The organism is Streptomyces sp. NPDC005281 (assembly GCF_040607495.1).
Classification (GTDB): Bacteria; Actinomycetota; Actinomycetes; order Streptomycetales; family Streptomycetaceae; genus Streptomyces.
Window position 1 is genome coordinate 90207 of sequence record NZ_JBEXGX010000002.1, and the last position, 17068, is coordinate 107274.

Genomic DNA, 17068 nt, shown 5'->3' on the forward strand with positions numbered 1-17068 from the left:
ATCCCCCACTTGTCGAAGCGCTTCGGCGGCTGTTCCCCACACTCCGCGGCAGCGCAACCGGCTCCAACTTGTTCTCGAGGTGGCTACGGCAGGGGCCCGAGGTCACCGTCGACGACGGTCTCGGAGATCGGGGGGCGGTCCCAGAGGGCGAGGATCTCGTTCGCCATGGCGACGATCGCACGTGGGTCCCTGTCGCCGTACGCCCTGATGGCGGCGGCCGAGAGGCTGCGCGGGACAGCGCCGGCGTCGAGCAGCACGCGCCATTCCTCCGGCGCGAGTTCGAGGAACTCCAGCCCGGTCAGCTCGGCGATCTCCAGTGGGTCGGCGAGTGTGCCGGGGTAGCAGGAGAGGGTACGAAGGTGTGGCAGGCCGATGACGGGCGCCAGGCTGAGGGGTCCGCCGTCCAGCACGCCGAGGCTCAGCACCTGGAGTTCCGGGTGGGCCGCGGCCTCCACGCTCCCGATGCTCTGGTGGTTGACCCATGCCGCGTGGGGCGGCTCGTGGCGTGGGCGCCCGTGGTACCAGTCCCGTTCCGGATCCAGGACCAGCTCGGTGAGAGATTCGGCGAACAGTTCGGCCCCGACGCTCCGCTCGTGGTCGAGCACGATGATCTGGCCGGTGTGACCGCGCGGGCCCGGTGTCAGGTCGACGGCGACCCGGTCCCCGCCACCGGTGTCGCCGATGACGATCCATCCGGGCGAACCGACCACGTCCTGCACAGCGGCGTCCGGCCCGGTGACCGCTACCTGCGACGCCGCATGCTCCCATCGGAACGGACGGGACGAGCTCTCGGCGACACGGACGTCGTCCAGGGAGGTCACTTCGAAGCCGACCGCGTCGAAGACGCGCTCCGCCGCGCCGTGGTCGTCGGCCCAGTCCGCCCACCGCGCACGCGTCACCCGGTAGAGCGCCTTCATCTCCTCGGGCAGCGTCACTCCCAGACGAGACTCCGCGGCCGCGATCTCCGCCTCGGTGGCGCCGATCGCCTCGGGTATCCGCTCGCGCAACGTTCGTTCCAGCAGCTCCAGATCCACGGACGGAGCCGGCCGCGCCCCCGGCACGGCCTCGGGGAGACGGCGCCACGGCTCGGGCAGCGCACCCTCGATCAGGCGCAGCGCCCCCGGATGGGCGTCCCCGAGGCCGGGATCCACGGCAGGACCGCAATCGAACAGATGGAGCACGGCGTTCCCTCTCGGCGGGATCTCCACGGTGAAGGCGATGTCGGTGGCTCCTGCCGCGGTGAGCGCGTCCCGCACCCGCTCGATCGCGTCGAACTCCTCCTGCATGTCCGACACCAGCAGGGCGCGTCCGGGCTGCGGGCGCCGCGGCTGGAGGGGCACGCTCCACCCGCCCCGACCGACCCGCCCCGCCACGTGGCCGCCCGGCACCGCGAGGGTTTCCGTGTGCGCTGTCCGCAGGAGCCGCAGCAGGGGCTCCCAGGTGGCGAAGTCATGCAGCGAGGACAACGGGGGCCTCCGGCCGGTTCGGTGATCACGACGGTGGCGATTATGCCGCCCACCACCGACAACCTCGTCGGCCGAACAATGCCGGCCCGCAGCGGCGTGACCAGTCGCCGCAGGCCGGCACCCGAATCGAGTCGGCCCGCTGTCTAGCAGGTCTTGCGTACGTAGCCGCTGCTGCCCGCCGGTTTGACGTCCAGGTCGCGCTGGACGATGCTCAGCGTGCTGCCCCACCCGTTGCAGGCCTTCGACCTGCCAGAGTTGGTGTACTCGATCACGATCACGTTGTTTCCGAAGGCGCTGGTGTAGTCGCCGCACTCGTCGTACTGGCCGCACTCCTCGGCCACGGCGAAGTCCAGTCCGTTGGCGGTGTGGTTGCCTGCCAGCTCGGGAGTGTTCTTCTGGGCGATGGCCAGGCCGTCCGCGTGGGCGCGGGCGGAGAGCAGCTTGATGAACGCCTGCGCGTTGGCGGCCGTCAGGCGATTCCCGGAACGGGTGTAGCTGTCGTAGTTGTCGGGCTCGATCGCCTGGAAGCCCTTGGTCCTACAGCTGTCGATGAGGCTTCCGATCTTGCCGGCGATGCGCTGGCGCTTGCCGTCGGTGCCGACGTCGAGGAAGGCCTCGCCCCAGTCCTTGTCGTAGACGACCTTGCCGGACGAGTCGCGCAGCAGCAGGTCGGAGTCCCACTCGCTCTCGGCACCCGGCTGCGCCTGGAAGGCGTTGATGTAGCAGATGTTGTACAGGCCTGCCGCCGGGGAGGCGGCGTTGTCCCGGGTGACGACCTTGACCCCGGCCGGCGGGGTGTAGGCACCGCCGATCTGATAGTCGAAGCCGACGTGTGTGGGCGGCAGGGGCACGGACGCAGCCTGCGCGGAGGTCGCAGGGGCGACCAGAGCACCGACCAGCGCCGCCGCGCCGATGACGGTACCCATGAGCTTGCGGGAATTGGGACTGAAACGGCTCATGTGGATGAGCTCCCAGGGGGGAAGAGGGCACGTCCCCGCCTCGGACGCGTAAGAGACGTCCTGGCGACTCGGGCCGGGCTCGTGGCGCGAGGCCTGCATACCGGCTGGGCGTGTCTCTGAACCCGGAGCACGGCTCCGGTGTTGTCCGGGAGTAAAGCGACTGCCTTTGAAGATGTCAACGCCGGGACTCCTCACCGACGAACCGGTTTCGGCCGAAGGCCAGGGGCAGGAGTGCTGGTACTCCGTCGCAGATCGCGCTCTTCGTAACCGGGCTGCTCTGGGGCGCCGGGCCGAGCCGGCGCCGTAGTCCGTCGAACGGCTATCTTGCCGGGCATGAAGGCAGTGAACTGGGATGAGGTGCGGAATCGGACCGTCGCTCTGTACGCGCGGCCTGGCACGGGCCTCGGCAGACAAGATCTCCCGGAAGCCCTGAGCGAGGCGCAGGTGCGCCAGGCCGAGGAACATTTCGGTGTGGAGTTCCCCGAGGACTACCGCCAGTACCTGCTGCGTGTCAGCGCGGGTGGCCGGGTGCGGGAGTTGCGGTTCAACGGCTCGCGCTGGGACTGGGACGGCGCCCGGCACGAGGACCACGACAAGCTTCATGTCCCCTTTCCCGACCATGACAGCGCGCTGGCGGAGAGCGAGGAGGTGTGGGACAACCAGCCGAAGCGGGAGGACTACATCTCCGATGCGGCTCACCAAACCGCTCACGATGCTTGGCAGGAGACCGCGGACACGATCGAAGCCGCTCGAGTCACCGGAGTCGTCTTCCTCAACGACGACGGCTGCGGCTTCCACACGCTTCTCGTCGTCAGCGGGCCCATGCGCGGAACCATGTGGTTCGACGGGCGCGCGACGTGCGATCGCCTGAACCCGCTGCTCAACGATGACCGGCAAGCCGCGACTTTCGCCGAGTGGTACCTGGACTGGCTCACCCACGAGGAGTCGCTGACGACGCTCGAACAGCGTCGCGCCGCTCTCCAGAGCCGGCACGCAAGCGTGGGGAGGCCCATCTGGTTTCGCTGGTTCGACTCGTAGAGGCCAAGATGCGCGCCGTCGGCGAGCAGGCCGACGCCACCCTCGAGTCCTGGCGCCACCTACGCAAACTCTCTTGCGGCACCACCCACATCATCGACATCGTCAACGCGGTCCTGGTCTTGCGGCTCGCCGCGTCAACAACATGAGGTCGGCGAAGCGCCGGCGCGGACAAGGACAGTGCCGCCGTCAACGACAGCAAGGGAGCCGGTTCACCGTGACAGACGTCAGGGTCACCTACGACAAGACCGCGGATGCGGCGTACGTGTACTTCACCGATCCGCAGGTGGACGTGAACTCCGCGCACATGTATCCCTGCGATCCGGTGGACGCCGGCGTGATCAACCTCGACGTCGACGGGCAGGGCCGCCTCATCGGCATCGAGGTGTTGGCGGCCAGTTCGAAACTGCCCAAGTACCTGCTCCAGTCGGCGGAGCGGTTGGACATCGAAGACGCGTGAAGCGGTGGCACCCGGCAGCCGCCGCCCCACCGCGCTCCACCACAGCTTCGAAAGGGCTCATTCTCTGCTTCACCCAGAAGTCCGGCGTCTGCCAGCGAATGGGCCCCACTCCGCAGGGCATCCGCATCGCCTGCTTCGGCGGCACACTCATAGCCAGGACCAGCAGACCCATCGTTGCCCCGGTGGCTTTCCTCCAGGGCAACGATCCATAGGCCTGCATCACTGCGACGATCCGGGAATTCACCGTGCCTGTCACTCGGCACAGTCACGCGACACCCGCGCCCGCGCAGCCGACGGATCCGCCGGTGGAGCGTCATTACGGCGAAGAGCGGCAGAACCACCAGGCTTGCCTGTTGCCCGAGTTGGGAAGCGGTCCGGCCTAGCCAGAGTCTGCGGAGGTCGACGTCCCGCCTCAGGCTTGACGGCTCAGCCCGACGGACTTGGACACGACAGAGGAAACGAACGGCACGGGAATCCCTTGCGTTGCCGACAACGAGGTCCACCACCGGGCACACCACAGGTGCACGGACGGTCCGGGCACGGAAAGGCTCGCTGTGTCGCAACATCTGAGGCAGCACGCGATTGACAGGCCGGTCACGGCCTACAACGTCAACGCGCGCTCGGAGAACCGACCATGTCTCAGCTCCTCACAGGTGACTCGCCGCGCCCGAACCTAGGAGCGGGGGTCAGTAACGGGCAAGCGGCCGGTGACGGCAACACCAGCGGATACCAAGGCGTGTGGCGGACAATCACGGACAACGGTTGACAACCCTGTTGGAACTCTACTGACTGTCACCACTTCCCATGGAGTCGCCTGAAAGCAGAGGGTCGGCTACGTTGGCGATCGATTTTTTCGGGGGTGACGTCCAACCTTGATCGCATCCTGCACATGTTGGGAGGATGCCGCATCATCGCTACCCCGGAGGCCCATGGTGAACATCGATCTGTCCTACGTATTGCAACCAGACGAGCTCATGCATGCCCGCCTCAGGATGGCCCGGCGAAGACGCATCATCGTGTGGGCCGTCGCAATCGTGTTTCTCGTACTCGGCCTTGCCCTGGCGCTGGGGCGCGGTGGCCACGGCCCGGATTTCACTGGCTTCCTTTGCATAGGGGTCGGGGTGATGTACGTCCTGCTGCTGACACTCGGCACAAGGATGGGAATCAAGAAGCAAGCCGCTCGCCTGTGCAAGCCCACGCAAGTGCTTCTCACCGTGAATCGGTTCACGATCGAAACGGACCTTGAGCGTGGTGAATTCAAGTGGCCTGCCATCATCAAGATCCGCGAGACGAGCGAAGCCTTCCTACTTCACCCGTCAGCGCGACTCTTCATCGTGATCCCCAAGCGCGCGTTCGCCCCCGAGCAACTGACTGAGTTCTCGACATTCGTCGCTGGTCGGGGTGCGGCAACCCCCAATGGCGCTCCAGTTGTCTAGGAGCGCGTGTCTCAGTAACGGGCAACCCGAACACGGTTGTTGATCATTGGTGCGGGACGATCGCGGTATGCAAGGCGGGGATGGGCTGTTCGATGTCGAGCGCTTCGAGAAGAAGCGGCCGATGGGTCCTGCGACAGTGGTGGACAAGACGCATCGGGCGTTCGATCCGCATCACGTTCTGCTGCTGCCGCCGTCGCTGGACGACTGGCTGCCCCAGGACCACCTCGCCCGGTTCCTCGCCGACCTGGTTGACGACGTGGTGGACCTGGGGCCGGTCCTGGCCCACTACACCGATAAGCCCGGCTACCCGTCCTACGATCCGCCGCTGATGCTGCGTCTGCTGATCTACGGCTAATCCACCGGGGTGCGCTCCTCACGGGCCATCGAGCGTAAGTGCGCCGACAACATCGCGTTCCGGTTCCTGGCCGCTGGCCAGGCCCCGGACTTCCGCTCGATCTCGCGGTTCCGCCGCCGCCACCTGGGCGCCCTCGCGGACCTGTTCACCCAGTCGCTGCACCTCGCGCAGAAGCTCGCCATGGTCAAGACGGGCCGCGTCGCTCTGGACGGCACCAAGCTCGAAGCGAACGCCTCCAAGCACAAGGCGATGAGCTACGGCCTCCTGGTCGAAAAGGAGGAGCCGGTCGACGCCGAGATCGCCGCTCTGGAGGCCCGGGCCGCCTCCCCGCTCGCCGGCGCCGAGGCCACCGACCGTTACTGACCCACGCTCCTGGCCATCCACGGCCCGACGCGAAGGGCGGCCCGACGCGAAAGCCGGCAATGCCCACGAAAGACGGCCTCGCCCGCCTCTCGCGCAAGCCGAGCAGGCAGGACGGCGGAGGCCGTCCTGCCTGTCCCGGTGGTCCGGGCTGGGACGTGACGGTCCGATGCGAACCGGGCAGGTTCGACGAACGTCGTCAGCTCGCGGTGCAGTTGAGGACCGGTACTCCGGCACCGCCCGGCGCCGCGCCGAAGCCGAAGCCGGTCGACGCGCCGGCCGCGATGGCTCCGTTGTGGTCGGCGTTCCGCGCCGTCACCGTCTTGCCGACCTGGCTGTAGGTCGCGTTCCACATGCTGCTGACGGTCTGGCTGCCCGGCCAGTCCCATGTGACCTGCCACGACTTGGACGTCGTCGCGCCGGTGTTGGTCAACGTGATGTCGGCGTTGAAGCCGCTGCCCCAGTCGCTGCTCACCTTGTAGGTGGCCGTGCACCCGGTGGAGCCTCCGCCGCTCCCTGTGGTCGTCGCGCTGACCGAAGCGGAGGCGGCGGAGATGTTGCCGGCCGTGTCGCGGGCCCGCACGGTGTAGTCGTAGCGGGTTCCCGCCGTGAGACCGGTGTCGGTGAATGTCGTACCTGTGGCCTGCCCGATCATTCCCGTGCCGCGGTAGATGTCGTAGCCCGCGACTCCGCCGGCGTCGGTGGAGGCGTTCCATGACAGCGTGACACTGGAGGACGTCGTGCCGGTCACGCCCAGCCCGGTCGGTACCGAGGGCGGAGTCGTGTCACCCCCTCCCCCGGCTCCGCCGAAGCCCGGCGCCTTGATGGTGGCGAGATAGCCGTCCTTGACGGTGTCCACGGTCTGCCAGTCGTCCTTGAGGATGCCGCCGGTGTCACCGGAGTTCGGGTTCCACGACCAGAAGGTCCAGTTGAAGCTGTCGCCCCCGTAGGTCGCCGTGGGACGGAGGTAGTCGACGAGGGCGGCGAGCCACTTCTGGTCGACGGTCGCCTGAAGGGTCGTCCCGAATTCGCCGAGCCACACCGGGGCGATGTTCTGTTTGAAGATGTAGCCCCAGTTCTTGTCCCAGATGCCCGGCATGTTCGAGGGGAACGAGGGATCGCTGAACCACGGTTGCTGGGCGACGCTGGTGGCGTAGTCGTGGGCCGAGTAGACGACGCGGTTGGCGACGCTCAGGCGTACCGGCGCGGCGGCGACCCCGGCGAGGTTGCCGCCCCACCAGTAGCTCTGGCCGTTCACCGTCTGTACGCCCTCCACGAAGATCAGCAGGTTGGGATTGACGGACAGCACCGCGTTCCCGCCCCGCTCGGCCGCGAGCCTCCAGTCGATGCTCGTGTCGCCGCATCCCCAACAGGCCGGATCGTGCGGCTCGTTGTGCAGATCGATGCCGATCACCGCGGTGTTGCCGTTGTAACGCGTCGCCAGTGCCTTCAGGTCGGCGATCCATGTCGACTCGGGGACCGCGGACGTGTACCAGAGGGCCGACTGGGCCGAGGAGTCGGGACGGTGACGGTCGAGGACGACTTTGAGACCGACCGAGCCCGCGTAGTTGACGATCTTGTCCATCACCTGGAGCGAGTTGAGGCCCTGAAGGTCGGCGTTCATGCCGCCTGCGAACGTGATGCTGTTGGGCTGGGTGCCTTTGAAGATGTCGTCGCTGTACGGCAACCGGATCGTGTTGTAGCCAAGCGTCTTCATCTGGTCGATCATCGACTTGTAGTCGCGTGACCAGAGGCCGTGCGTCACGTAGTTGGCGGTCTCGAACCCGAACCAGTTGATGCCCGCCATGCGCACCGGCTGGCTCTGCGCGTCCAGGATCCGGCGGCCGTCGGTGTGCCAGTACCCGGCGCCAGGGGCCGCTGCCACGGCCGACGGGGAGCTGGTGGCGGTTGCCGCCTGCGCGGGCGCCGCTCCGGCGAGCGGCAGGAGAGCGGCGACGGCAGCGGTGAGGAGCGCGACGAGGGCATGCCTCAGACGGTGTGAGGGTGGGTGACGCATGGGGGATCCTCTCAGTCATGGGAGCGCTCCCATTTCTGGGCGCGGAGATCCCATCAACCAGGCGGTCGGGCGAATCGGCGGTCGACGTTCGGCCGGTCGGGCGCATGGGTGTCCGGCAAGGGTGTCCGGTGCGACGGCTCCCGCAGGCCGCCGGGAGTGCCCCGCTCCCGACAGCCCGGCTCGTCGAGGCCGGACTGCGCACATGGAAGCCACTATGCGTGTCCACGTCAATACCCCGCGCATCATCAGGACCCGTTCGAGGGACTGCCGGCCGAGACAGCCGCACCGTTTCGGCCAACCCGCCCTCGATCGGGGCGATCGCGGCACCAGGGGCGCGCCCGGTGATCCCCGGCCCTCCCTTCGGCCGCCGCGAGGGCCGCCGACACCGCCGGGCGCGGTCCGACCTGGTACGCAGCCGCTCTTCCCGAAGGCGGCCCGGATCAGGCCCGGTTGGTGAGTGAGCCCGTCAAAAACGCATTGATGTCACGGGTGTTGACATACATGGTCGCGGCGACGCACTTTGGGAGCGCTCCCACACCGCTTCGTGATTCTGTCCCCCACCGCACGCTCCCCCCTCGTCCCCCACGCACACTCCCCCGTTCGACCCCCGCTGCCCGCCCCCCTCATCCCCTTCGCGTCGCTTCGACGACCTGTCACCGTTGGTGTGTCACCGCCGACAGCACCGGGCTCACGTGCCCGGTGAGATCCGCCGAACAGGCGTGCTCGGCGGCCGTGCAGCTCCGCCCCGCACCATGCCCGTAGTCGCACCCTCGTCACGCCCACGGCTGCACCTTCGTCATGCGCGGGCGGCACCTTCGCCATGCCCACGGGCGGCACCCGCCCGAGGCCTCCAGTCCAGTGCGTCCGGTACATCCGGCGAGTTCTGCGTGCCCGGCGCCTTCGGGACCCGGGGCGGATTTCGCGCGCCGGTGGACCGCCGGCCCGACCTTCATCACCCACTGCCCCCAGGAGACAACCGATGCCTTCCCTTGGACCCGGCTTCCCCTCGCGCCGAAGCGGCCCCAGGCGAACGGCCGTTCTGGCCGTCGGCGCCCTCATCGGCGCCCTGTCGCTCGCCGCGGTTCCCTCCACCGCGACGGCCGCCGCCAAACTCGACAATCCCTATGTCGGGGCCAAGGCGTACGTGAACCCCGACTGGTCCGCCAAAGCCGCCGCCGAGCCCGGTGGTTCGGCCGTCTCGAACCAGCCGACCTTCGTCTGGCTCGACCGGATCGCCGCCATCCAGGGCACCGCCGACGCCCGCGGCCTCAAGGCACACCTCGACGCCGCCAAGGCCCAGGGCGCCAACCTCGTCCAGCTCGTCATCTACGACCTGCCGGGCCGGGACTGCGCGGCCCTCGCCTCCAACGGCGAACTCGGCCCGGACGAACTGGCCAAGTACCAGAGCGACTACATCGACCCGATCGCCACGATCCTCGCCGACCCGGCCTACGCGAGCCTGCGGATCGTCAACCTCATCGAGCCCGACTCGCTTCCCAACATCGTCACCAACGCCGGGGGCACGGCCGGTTCGACCACGCAGTGCGCCACGATGAAGGCGAACGGGAACTACGAGAAGGGCGTCGGCTACGCGCTGCACAAGCTCGGCGCCCTGCCCAACGCCTACAACTACATCGACGCCGGCCATCACGGCTGGCTCGGCTGGGACAGCAACCTCACCCCGGCGGCCCAGGAGTTCAAGACGGCCGCCACGAGCAACGGCGCCACCGTCAACGACGTGACCGGGTTCATCGTCAATACCGCCAACTACTCGGCCACGAAAGAGCCGTACGTCAAGGTGACGGACACCGTGAACGGCCAGACGGTGCGTCAGTCCAAGTGGATCGACTGGAACCAGTACAACGACGAGTCCTCGTACGCGCAGGGGCTGCGTACCGCGCTCGTCGGGCAGGGCTTCGACTCGGGCATCGGCATGCTGATCGACACCTCGCGCAACGGCTGGGGCGGTTCCGCGCGGCCGACGGGTCCCGGCCCGACGACGAGCGTCGACGCGTACGTGGACGGCGGCCGCATCGACCGGCGCATCCATGCCGGCAACTGGTGCAACCAGAGCGGCGCGGGCCTCGGCGAGCGCCCGGCCACCGCACCCGAAACCGGCGTCGACGCCTATGTGTGGGCCAAGCCCCCGGGCGAGTCGGACGGAGCGAGCCAGCTCGTCGACAACGACGAGGGCAAGGGATTCGACCGGATGTGCGATCCCACGTACACCGGAAACGGCCGGAACGGCAACAACCTCACCGGAGCCCTGCCCAACTCGCCACTCGCGGGTCACTGGTTCTCGGCCCAGTTCCGCCAGCTGCTCGCCAATGCGAACCCGCCGGTGAGCGGTTCGGGTGGCGGTGGTGGCGACACCACGGCACCGACCGTTCCCGGCGGCTTGGCGGTCGGCTCCACGACGAGCAGCAGCGTCGCGCTGAGCTGGAGCGCGTCCACGGACAACACCGCGGTCACCGGTTACGACGTCTACCGTGACGGCACCAAGGTCGGCAGCGCCACCACCACGTCGTACACCGACAGCGGACTCTCCGCCTCCACCACCTACAAGTACACGGTGAGCGCCAAGGACGCGGCCGGCAACGCCTCGGCCCAGTCCACGGCCGTGTCCGCCACCACCAAGGCATCGGGCGGGGGCGGCACGTCCGGCCTCAAGGCGCAGTACAAGAACAACGACTCCTCCGCCGGTGACAACCAGGTCAAGCCCGGCCTCCAGCTGGTCAACAGCGGCTCCACCGCCGTCGACCTGTCCAAGGTGACCGTCCGCTACTGGTTCACCGGAGAATCCTCCTCCGCCGGGTACCAGACCTTCTGCGACTGGGCACAGCTCGGCTGCTCCACCGTGAAGCTCTCGACCGGCGCCCTTTCCGCGGCCCGCACCGGCGCGGACCACTATCTGGAGGTGGGCTTCAGCGCCGGATCCCTGGCTCCCGGAGCCGCAAGCGGTGATCTCCAACTGCGCATGGCCAAATCGGACTGGTCGAACTTCGACGAGTCCGACGACTACAGCCGCGGCACCAACACCTCCTACGCCGACTCGGTGAAGGTGACCGTGTACGTGGCAGGCGCCCTCGTCTGGGGCACCGAGCCGTAAACAGTGCGGTGAGTGGACCGCACGCCGCGCAGCCGCCCGGGTGAGCCGTGTCTCACCCGGGCGGCTACGCTTGTCTATGCAACGAGTTGCATAGAAAGCTGTGCGGTATGGCGCTCGAACACGCGATCCTCGTCTCCCTGCTGGAAAAGCCGGGGTCCGGCTATGAGCTGGCCCGGCGGTTCGAGCGGTCCATCGGCTACTTCTGGACCGCCACGCACCAGCAGATCTACCGCGTTCTCAAGCGCATGGAGGGCGAGGGGCTTCTCGCCGTCCTCGACGTGCCGCAGCAGGGACGGCCGGACAAGAGGGAGTACTCCGTCGCCGACGCCGGCCGCGCGGCCCTCTCCGGCTGGCTGCACGAGCCGATCGAACCGGAGAGCATCCGCCACGATCTCGCGGTGAAGATCCGCGGCGCCGCCTTCGACGACCCGGCGGCCCTCGTCGCCGAGGTCGAGCGACACCATCGGGTCCACAGTGAGCGGCTCGCCCGCTATCTCGCCGGAGAACGGCGCGACTTCACCGGGCCCGACGCCCCGGCACCGCTCGACGCGGGTCAGGAGTTGCAGCACGTCGTACTGCGCGGCGGCATCGCGTACGAGCACATGACGATCGCCTGGCTCGACGACGTCCTCGCCACCCTCCACGCCCTCGGCACGATTGCCCACGCCACGGACGGTCCGCCGGACAGCCCTTCGGGACCGTCAGCGTGAGTCACCCCTCTCTTACACCGTCCCCGTACGGCAACCCTCGACCCCGTCCTCGGAAGGCGAACCTCCATGACCACCCCCCTGCTGTTCAATCCGCACACCTACGACCCGACGCACTTCGACCCCGAGACGCGCAGGCTGCTGCGCGCCACCGTCGACTGGTTCGAGGAGCGCGGCAAGCGCCGTCTGATCGAGGACTACCGCACCCGCGCCTGGCTCGGTGACTTCCTCGCCTTCGCCGCCAAGGAGCGCCTGTTCGCCACCTTCCTCACGCCCGCCTCCGCCGCCTCGGACGAGGACCAGCGCTGGGACACCGCCCGGATCGCCGCCCTCAACGAGATCCTCGGGTTCTACGGTCTCGACTACTGGTACGCCTGGCAGGTGACCATCCTCGGTCTCGGCCCGGTCTGGCAGAGCGAGAACGCAGCCGCCCGCACGCGTGCCGCGGATCTCCTGAACGAGGGCGAGGTCTTCGCCTTCGGCCTGTCCGAGAAGGCGCACGGCGCCGACATCTACTCCACCGACATGCTGCTCGAGCCCGAAGGTGACGGCGGCTTCCGGGCCACTGGCTCCAAGTACTACATCGGCAACGGCAACGCCGCCGGCCTGGTGTCCGTGTTCGGCCGCCGCACCGACGTCGACGGCCCGGACGGATACGTCTTCTTCGCGGCCGACAGCCGCCACCCGTCGTACCACCTGGTGAAGAACGTCGTCGACTCCTCCAAGTTCGTCAGCGAGTTCCGCCTGGAGGACTACCCGGTCACCCCCGAGGACGTCCTGCACACCGGCCGCGCCGCCTTCGACGCGGCCCTCAACACGGTCAACGTCGGCAAGTTCAACCTCTGCACGGCCTCTATCGGCATCTGCGAGCACGCGATGTACGAGGCCGTCACCCACGCGAGCAGCCGCATCCTCTACGGGCGTCCCGTCACCGCCTTCCCGCATGTGCGCCGCGAGTTGGCCGAAGCCTACGTCCGCCTCGTCGGCATGAAGCTGTTCAGCGACCGCGCCGTCGACTACTTCCGTTCGGCCGGTCCCGAGGACCGCCGCTACCTTCTCTTCAACCCGATGACGAAGATGAAGGTGACCACCGAGGGCGAGAAGGTCATCGACCTGATGTGGGACGTGATCGCCGCCAAGGGCTTCGAGAAGGACAACTACTTCTCGCAGGCCGCCGTCGAGATCAGGGGCCTGCCCAAGCTCGAGGGCACGGTGCACGTCAACCTCGCGCTGATCCTCAAGTTCATGCGCAACCACCTCCTGGACCCGGTCGAGCACCCCGCCGTACCGACCCGCCTCGACGCGGCCGACGACGACTTCCTCTTCCGGCAGGGACCGGCCCGCGGTCTGGGTTCCGTACGCTTCCACGACTGGCGCGCCGCCTACGACGCGTACGCCGAGGTCCCGAACGTCGCCAGGTTCCGGGAACAGGCCGACGCCCTGTGCGAGTTCGTCACCACCACGGCCCCCGACGAGGGGCAGAGCCGCGACCTCGACTTCCTCCTTGCCGTGGGCCAGCTGTTCGCCCTGGTGGTGCACGGACAGCTGATCCTGGAGCAGGCGCGTCTGACGGACCTGGACGAGTCCGTGCTCGACGAGCTGTTCTCCGTGCTCGTCCGTGACTTCTCCGGGCACTGCGTCGAACTGCACGGCAAGGACTCCGCCACCTCGGAGCAGCAGGGCTGGGCCCTCGGAGCGATCCGGCGTCCGGTCGTGGACGAGGCGCGCTCGGCACAGATCTGGCAGCGCGTCGAGGCACTGTCCGGGGCCTACGAGATGTCGCTGTAGCAACACGGCGACGAGGTCGTGCGCGGCCTCACCCGCCGACGCGCCCGCTGCTCCCGGACCCTCGCGCCACGGGGTGGACGGGGATCAGTGGGCGCGGCGGGAACGCGTCGTCCACCACAGGGGCGGCGGCGTCCTCAGTCTCCTCGTCGACGTGGGCGTCGGAGACTGAGCAGCCGCCGCCTCACCGATCAGGGGCCGGGGCTCCGGTGCCGCACCTCGGAGCGGTGGGTCACTCACCGAGCGAGGCCTTGTAAGCAGAAGCGTCGAGAAGGCGGTCCAGCTCGGCCCGGTCGGACGGCTTGAGCTTGAAGATCCAGCTGTCGTACGGATCGTCGTTGAGCAACTCCGGGCTGTCGGTCAGTTCCTCGTTGACCGCGATCACCTCGCCGCCGACCGGCGCGTAGATGTCAGTCGCGGCCTTGACCGACTCGACGACACCGGCATCCTCGCCTGCCGCGAGGACCCTGCCGACCTTGGCCAGCTCCACGAACACGACATCGCCGAGCGCCTTCTGCGCGTGGTCACTGATGCCCACCGTGATCGTGCCGTCCTTTTCCTTGCGCGCCCACTCGTGCGACTCGGCGTACCGCAGCTCGGTCGGAATGTTCGGCATACGTGCTCCCCTGAAGCTCTGGATGATCAACACGGCCATCCATGCCCAGGGAGAAGGGCGCGGGACGCGATTTCCCCCGTGCGGCCCACAAAGTGCCGACGATTCCGCTGCCTCTGGCATATGCACGAACGAGTGAAACCGTCCCCGTTCCAGGGTGAGGTCCATCATGCCTGGTGATCATCAGGGTGTCCCCATATCGCCGGCGGTCCGACAGCACCCGCTTGCGTGCTGTCGGTGCCCTGGCATGCCCTCCACGCACATGAGGAGCAACCCCGTGTCCCCACAGTCCGACGAGAAGGCCGAACAGCAGGTCGGCGAGTTCACCATCGGCGATCCGATCGCCGCGGCACCGAAGAGCACCGTAGAGGTCCCGGAGCCCGACGAGCAGTGGCAGCTGCCGAGGGGGTTCGCCCACGTCTACTACGGCGGGAGAAGCAAGGGCATCACACGACCGGTCATCATGGCCGACGGCTTCAACCTCGGCCGCAGCGACCTGAACTGGCTGTACCAGGGCCTGAACGGAGCCGATGACGGCTATCCGCTGATCACCGAGCTTCGCCGACGCGGGAGGGACGTGATCCTGCTCGGCTTCGAGGAGCGCACGGCCTCGATCCTGGACAACGCCGAGGCGGCGATCGCCGTGATCATGCGGACGATCGCCGAGCAGCTTGGCGGCGCACCGCTGACAGTGGGTGGGTTCAGCATGGGTGGCATGATCACCCGCTATGCGCTCGCCAAGCTCGAAATGCAGCGTATGGACCACCGCACCCGGCTGTACTTCTCGTACGACAGCCCGCACCGCGGCGGTGTCGTCCCCGTCGGGCTCCAGGCGTTCTCGCACTTCATCCCGGTCGCCAACGACTTCGCCAGGCAGATGGACAGTCCCGCCGCCCGGCAGATGCTCTGGCGTCACTACGACCCCAAGACCGGCGAGATCGGCGTCGCCCCCGAACGGAAGGCGTTCCTGGAGCAGTTGGAACGGGTCGGCTCGTGGCCGCGCATCCCCCGCATCCTGGCCGTCGCGAACGGCCGCGGTGACGGCGAGGGCCTGGACATCAAGGCGGGCGACACCGCTCTCAGCGTCAAGGGGATCTACCCCGGCACCACCTTCTCCGCCCAGGCCCAGGGCCGCGACGTCATCGTGGCCGAGCTGAAGCGGCGCTTCCCCAAGGCCGAGAAGACCGTCACCACCAGTGGCTTCCCCGAGACCGACGGGGCGCCCGGCGGCACCCTGCGGTCGTACGGGATCCTCGCCGACATGCTCAAGAAGTTCGGCGCCCAGGTCGACCTCAAGCACGAGCACGTCTGCTTCGTCCCGTCGGTGAGCGCGGTCGCCATCCGCGACATCGACCAGCAGAAGGATCTGTACGTCAACATCGACGAGCTCAGCCCCGACGAGAGCGACGCCGACGACTTCCTCTGTTCCTCCAAGAACACGGGCCACACCGCCGTCACCGAGGAACTGTGCACCTGGCTGCTCGACCGGCTGCCCGACTGACCCTGATCACCCCGGGCCGGCCCCGGAAGCGGCGTTGACACGCGAGGGCGACCGGTTCAGGAGCGTCCCCGGTGGTTGCCGTACCGCAGCGCGGTACGGCAACCACGCGTTTGCTGCGCGCCGCAGGCCGGATGCATGAATCTTGCACTAATCATCCCGTATCGCACCAATTGGTCCGTTCGTGTGACGATGGCTGGGTAGGCGCGGCCTCTGTCTCCTCGGGCGCCGCGCGAGGTGTCCGCACGGCAGACCGAGGAGGTCCTGATGACGGATGTGACCACCCGCTCCGCGACCACCACGAACGAGACAGGCGCCGGCGCGCGGGGGCGGCGCACAGACACCGCTGATCCGGGCGGCAAGGGACGGACCACCATCGCCGACGGTGTGGTGGCAAAGATCGCGGGGGCGGCCGCTCGCGAAGTTGCCGGAATCCACGGCCTCGGCAGCGGAATGACGCGGGCCCTCGGATCCGTCCGCGACCGGGTCCCCGCCGGGCGTCCCGGTCTGACCCGCGGGGTGAGCGTCGAGGTCGGCGAACGGCAGACCGCGGTGGATCTCGACGTCGTCGTCGAGTACGGGTATCCCATCACGGACGTGGCCGCGGACCTGCGTACCTCCGTGATCACCGCCGTGGAACGCATGACCGGTCTGGAGGTCGTCGAGGTGAACGTCGCTTTCGGCGACGTCCACCTGCCCGACGAAGAGGAAGAGGAACCGCAGGACGGGCCTCGCGTGGCGTGACCCCCCGCTCTTACGACACGACTCCGCCGTGGACCGGCGCTCCGGACACGGCGGACGCGACGGACGCCGGAACCGGCGCAGTGGGCGCGGGCGGCACCACGCGGCCGGCCTCGGCCGAGGCCGCCGCGCGTGGAGGCTGGCGCCTGCCGGCTGCCGTGGCAGAACCTGAGGAGGTGCGTCGCCGTGGACGACAGGGACCGCACGAACGGTGTACGTCTCTCGGCCCGCGAACGCGCCGCGCTCGCGGAGATCGAGGAAGGGCTGCGGCACGACCACGACCCCGCTCCGGCGCCACGCCGCTCCTCGCACCGGCGACGACTGCCCATCACGGTCGTGCTGATGCTGCTGGGTTCGGTGGCGCTCGCGGTGGTCGGCATCAGTACGTCGGACGCAGCCGTCCTCTGGTGCTTCGCGGTTCTGTGGCCGCTCACCGTCGTACAGGCATGCCGACTTGTGCGCCGCTGGATCAGAACCACCGGCCCCTTCACCCCGTGGTTCTGACGGACCGGCGGGCCGGTGGCCGC

At 68.4% G+C, this 17068-nt stretch carries 13 protein-coding genes and 2 pseudogenes; 11 read left to right on the forward strand and 4 right to left on the reverse strand.

What is annotated here, in order from left to right; genetic code table 11:
- Positions 1–83 precede the first annotated feature (83 nt).
- Both ABZV42_RS03135 and ABZV42_RS03140 read right to left on the reverse strand, forming a co-directional pair.
- Positions 84–1466: an SMI1/KNR4 family protein gene (locus ABZV42_RS03135; RefSeq protein ID WP_356050729.1), complete on the reverse strand. Its 1383-nt coding sequence runs from the start codon at positions 1464–1466 to the stop codon at positions 84–86.
- Positions 1467–1609: 143 nt separating this feature from the next.
- The gene (locus ABZV42_RS03140; protein ID WP_356050730.1) at positions 1610–2425 is read right to left on the reverse strand and encodes an endo alpha-1,4 polygalactosaminidase; all 816 of its coding nucleotides are present in this window, start codon (positions 2423–2425) and stop codon (positions 1610–1612) included.
- A gap of 333 nt (positions 2426–2758) precedes the next feature.
- Here ABZV42_RS03140 and ABZV42_RS03145 point away from each other — a divergent pair, with 333 nt between their 5' ends.
- The 5 genes and pseudogenes from ABZV42_RS03145 to ABZV42_RS03165 all read left to right on the forward strand — a co-directional run.
- Entirely contained in the window at positions 2759–3463 is a 705-nt protein-coding gene (locus ABZV42_RS03145) for an SMI1/KNR4 family protein (RefSeq protein ID WP_356050731.1), read from the forward strand.
- 2 nt (positions 3464–3465) lie between these two features.
- A pseudogene (locus ABZV42_RS03150) lies at positions 3466–3609 on the forward strand (IS5/IS1182 family transposase); the annotation flags it as partial.
- Positions 3610–3677: 68 nt separating this feature from the next.
- Positions 3678–3920: a DUF2283 domain-containing protein gene (locus ABZV42_RS03155; RefSeq protein WP_356050732.1), complete on the forward strand. Its 243-nt coding sequence runs from the start codon at positions 3678–3680 to the stop codon at positions 3918–3920.
- A gap of 929 nt (positions 3921–4849) precedes the next feature.
- Positions 4850–5356: a YcxB family protein gene (locus tag ABZV42_RS03160; protein ID WP_356050733.1), complete on the forward strand. Its 507-nt coding sequence runs from the start codon at positions 4850–4852 to the stop codon at positions 5354–5356.
- A 154-nt stretch (positions 5357–5510) separates the two neighbouring features.
- Positions 5511–6065, forward strand: a pseudogene (locus ABZV42_RS03165) (transposase); the annotation flags it as partial.
- Between the two features lie 205 nt (positions 6066–6270).
- Here the strand turns inward: ABZV42_RS03165 and ABZV42_RS03170 are convergent.
- Positions 6271–8088, reverse strand: a complete 1818-nt coding sequence (locus tag ABZV42_RS03170) for a cellulase family glycosylhydrolase (protein ID WP_356050734.1) — start codon at positions 8086–8088, stop codon at positions 6271–6273.
- A gap of 979 nt (positions 8089–9067) precedes the next feature.
- Here ABZV42_RS03170 and ABZV42_RS03175 point away from each other — a divergent pair.
- The 3 genes from ABZV42_RS03175 to ABZV42_RS03185 all read left to right on the forward strand — a co-directional run bounded on the left by ABZV42_RS03175 (position 9068) and on the right by ABZV42_RS03185 (position 13692).
- On the forward strand, positions 9068–11197 hold the full coding sequence (locus ABZV42_RS03175) for a glycoside hydrolase family 6 protein (RefSeq protein WP_356050735.1): 2130 nt from the start codon (positions 9068–9070) through the stop codon (positions 11195–11197).
- Positions 11198–11304: 107 nt separating this feature from the next.
- Positions 11305–11907 carry a PadR family transcriptional regulator gene (locus ABZV42_RS03180; protein WP_356050736.1) on the forward strand — a complete coding sequence of 201 codons (603 nt, stop codon included), beginning with the start codon at positions 11305–11307 and terminating at the stop codon, positions 11905–11907.
- A gap of 66 nt (positions 11908–11973) precedes the next feature.
- On the forward strand, positions 11974–13692 hold the full coding sequence (locus tag ABZV42_RS03185) for an acyl-CoA dehydrogenase family protein (protein WP_356050737.1): 1719 nt from the start codon (positions 11974–11976) through the stop codon (positions 13690–13692).
- A gap of 229 nt (positions 13693–13921) precedes the next feature.
- On the opposite strand, the gene gcvH is transcribed toward ABZV42_RS03185, so the two are convergent.
- A complete protein-coding gene (gene gcvH / locus ABZV42_RS03190) occupies positions 13922–14305 on the reverse strand; it encodes a glycine cleavage system protein GcvH (protein WP_356050738.1) in 384 nt (127 codons plus the stop codon).
- Between the two features lie 274 nt (positions 14306–14579).
- Here gcvH and ABZV42_RS03195 point away from each other — a divergent pair, with 274 nt between their 5' ends.
- From ABZV42_RS03195 to ABZV42_RS03205, 3 genes are all read left to right on the forward strand, one after another.
- A complete protein-coding gene (locus tag ABZV42_RS03195) occupies positions 14580–15803 on the forward strand; it encodes a hypothetical protein (RefSeq protein ID WP_356050739.1) in 1224 nt (407 codons plus the stop codon).
- 264 nt (positions 15804–16067) lie between these two features.
- Positions 16068–16544: an Asp23/Gls24 family envelope stress response protein gene (locus ABZV42_RS03200; protein WP_356050740.1), complete on the forward strand. Its 477-nt coding sequence runs from the start codon at positions 16068–16070 to the stop codon at positions 16542–16544.
- A 183-nt stretch (positions 16545–16727) separates the two neighbouring features.
- The gene (locus ABZV42_RS03205) at positions 16728–17045 is read left to right on the forward strand and encodes a DUF3040 domain-containing protein (RefSeq protein WP_355982546.1); all 318 of its coding nucleotides are present in this window, start codon (positions 16728–16730) and stop codon (positions 17043–17045) included.
- Positions 17046–17068: the final 23 nt, after the last annotated feature.

Bases quoted from the DNA above. Each gene is read 5' to 3' on its own strand.
- ABZV42_RS03145 (WP_356050731.1), top strand. From the start codon at position 2,759: ATGAAGGCAGTGAACTGGGATGAGGTGCGGAATCGGACCGTCGCTCTG.
- ABZV42_RS03170 (WP_356050734.1), bottom strand. From the start codon at position 8,088: ATGCGTCACCCACCCTCACACCGTCTGAGGCATGCCCTCGTCGCGCTC.
- ABZV42_RS03140 (WP_356050730.1), bottom strand. From the start codon at position 2,425: ATGAGCCGTTTCAGTCCCAATTCCCGCAAGCTCATGGGTACCGTCATC.
- ABZV42_RS03160 (WP_356050733.1), top strand. From the start codon at position 4,850: ATGGTGAACATCGATCTGTCCTACGTATTGCAACCAGACGAGCTCATG.
- ABZV42_RS03180 (WP_356050736.1), top strand. From the start codon at position 11,305: ATGGCGCTCGAACACGCGATCCTCGTCTCCCTGCTGGAAAAGCCGGGG.
- ABZV42_RS03175 (WP_356050735.1), top strand. From the start codon at position 9,068: ATGCCTTCCCTTGGACCCGGCTTCCCCTCGCGCCGAAGCGGCCCCAGG.
- ABZV42_RS03200 (WP_356050740.1), top strand. From the start codon at position 16,068: ATGACGGATGTGACCACCCGCTCCGCGACCACCACGAACGAGACAGGC.
- ABZV42_RS03185 (WP_356050737.1), top strand. From the start codon at position 11,974: ATGACCACCCCCCTGCTGTTCAATCCGCACACCTACGACCCGACGCAC.
- gcvH (WP_356050738.1), bottom strand. From the start codon at position 14,305: ATGCCGAACATTCCGACCGAGCTGCGGTACGCCGAGTCGCACGAGTGG.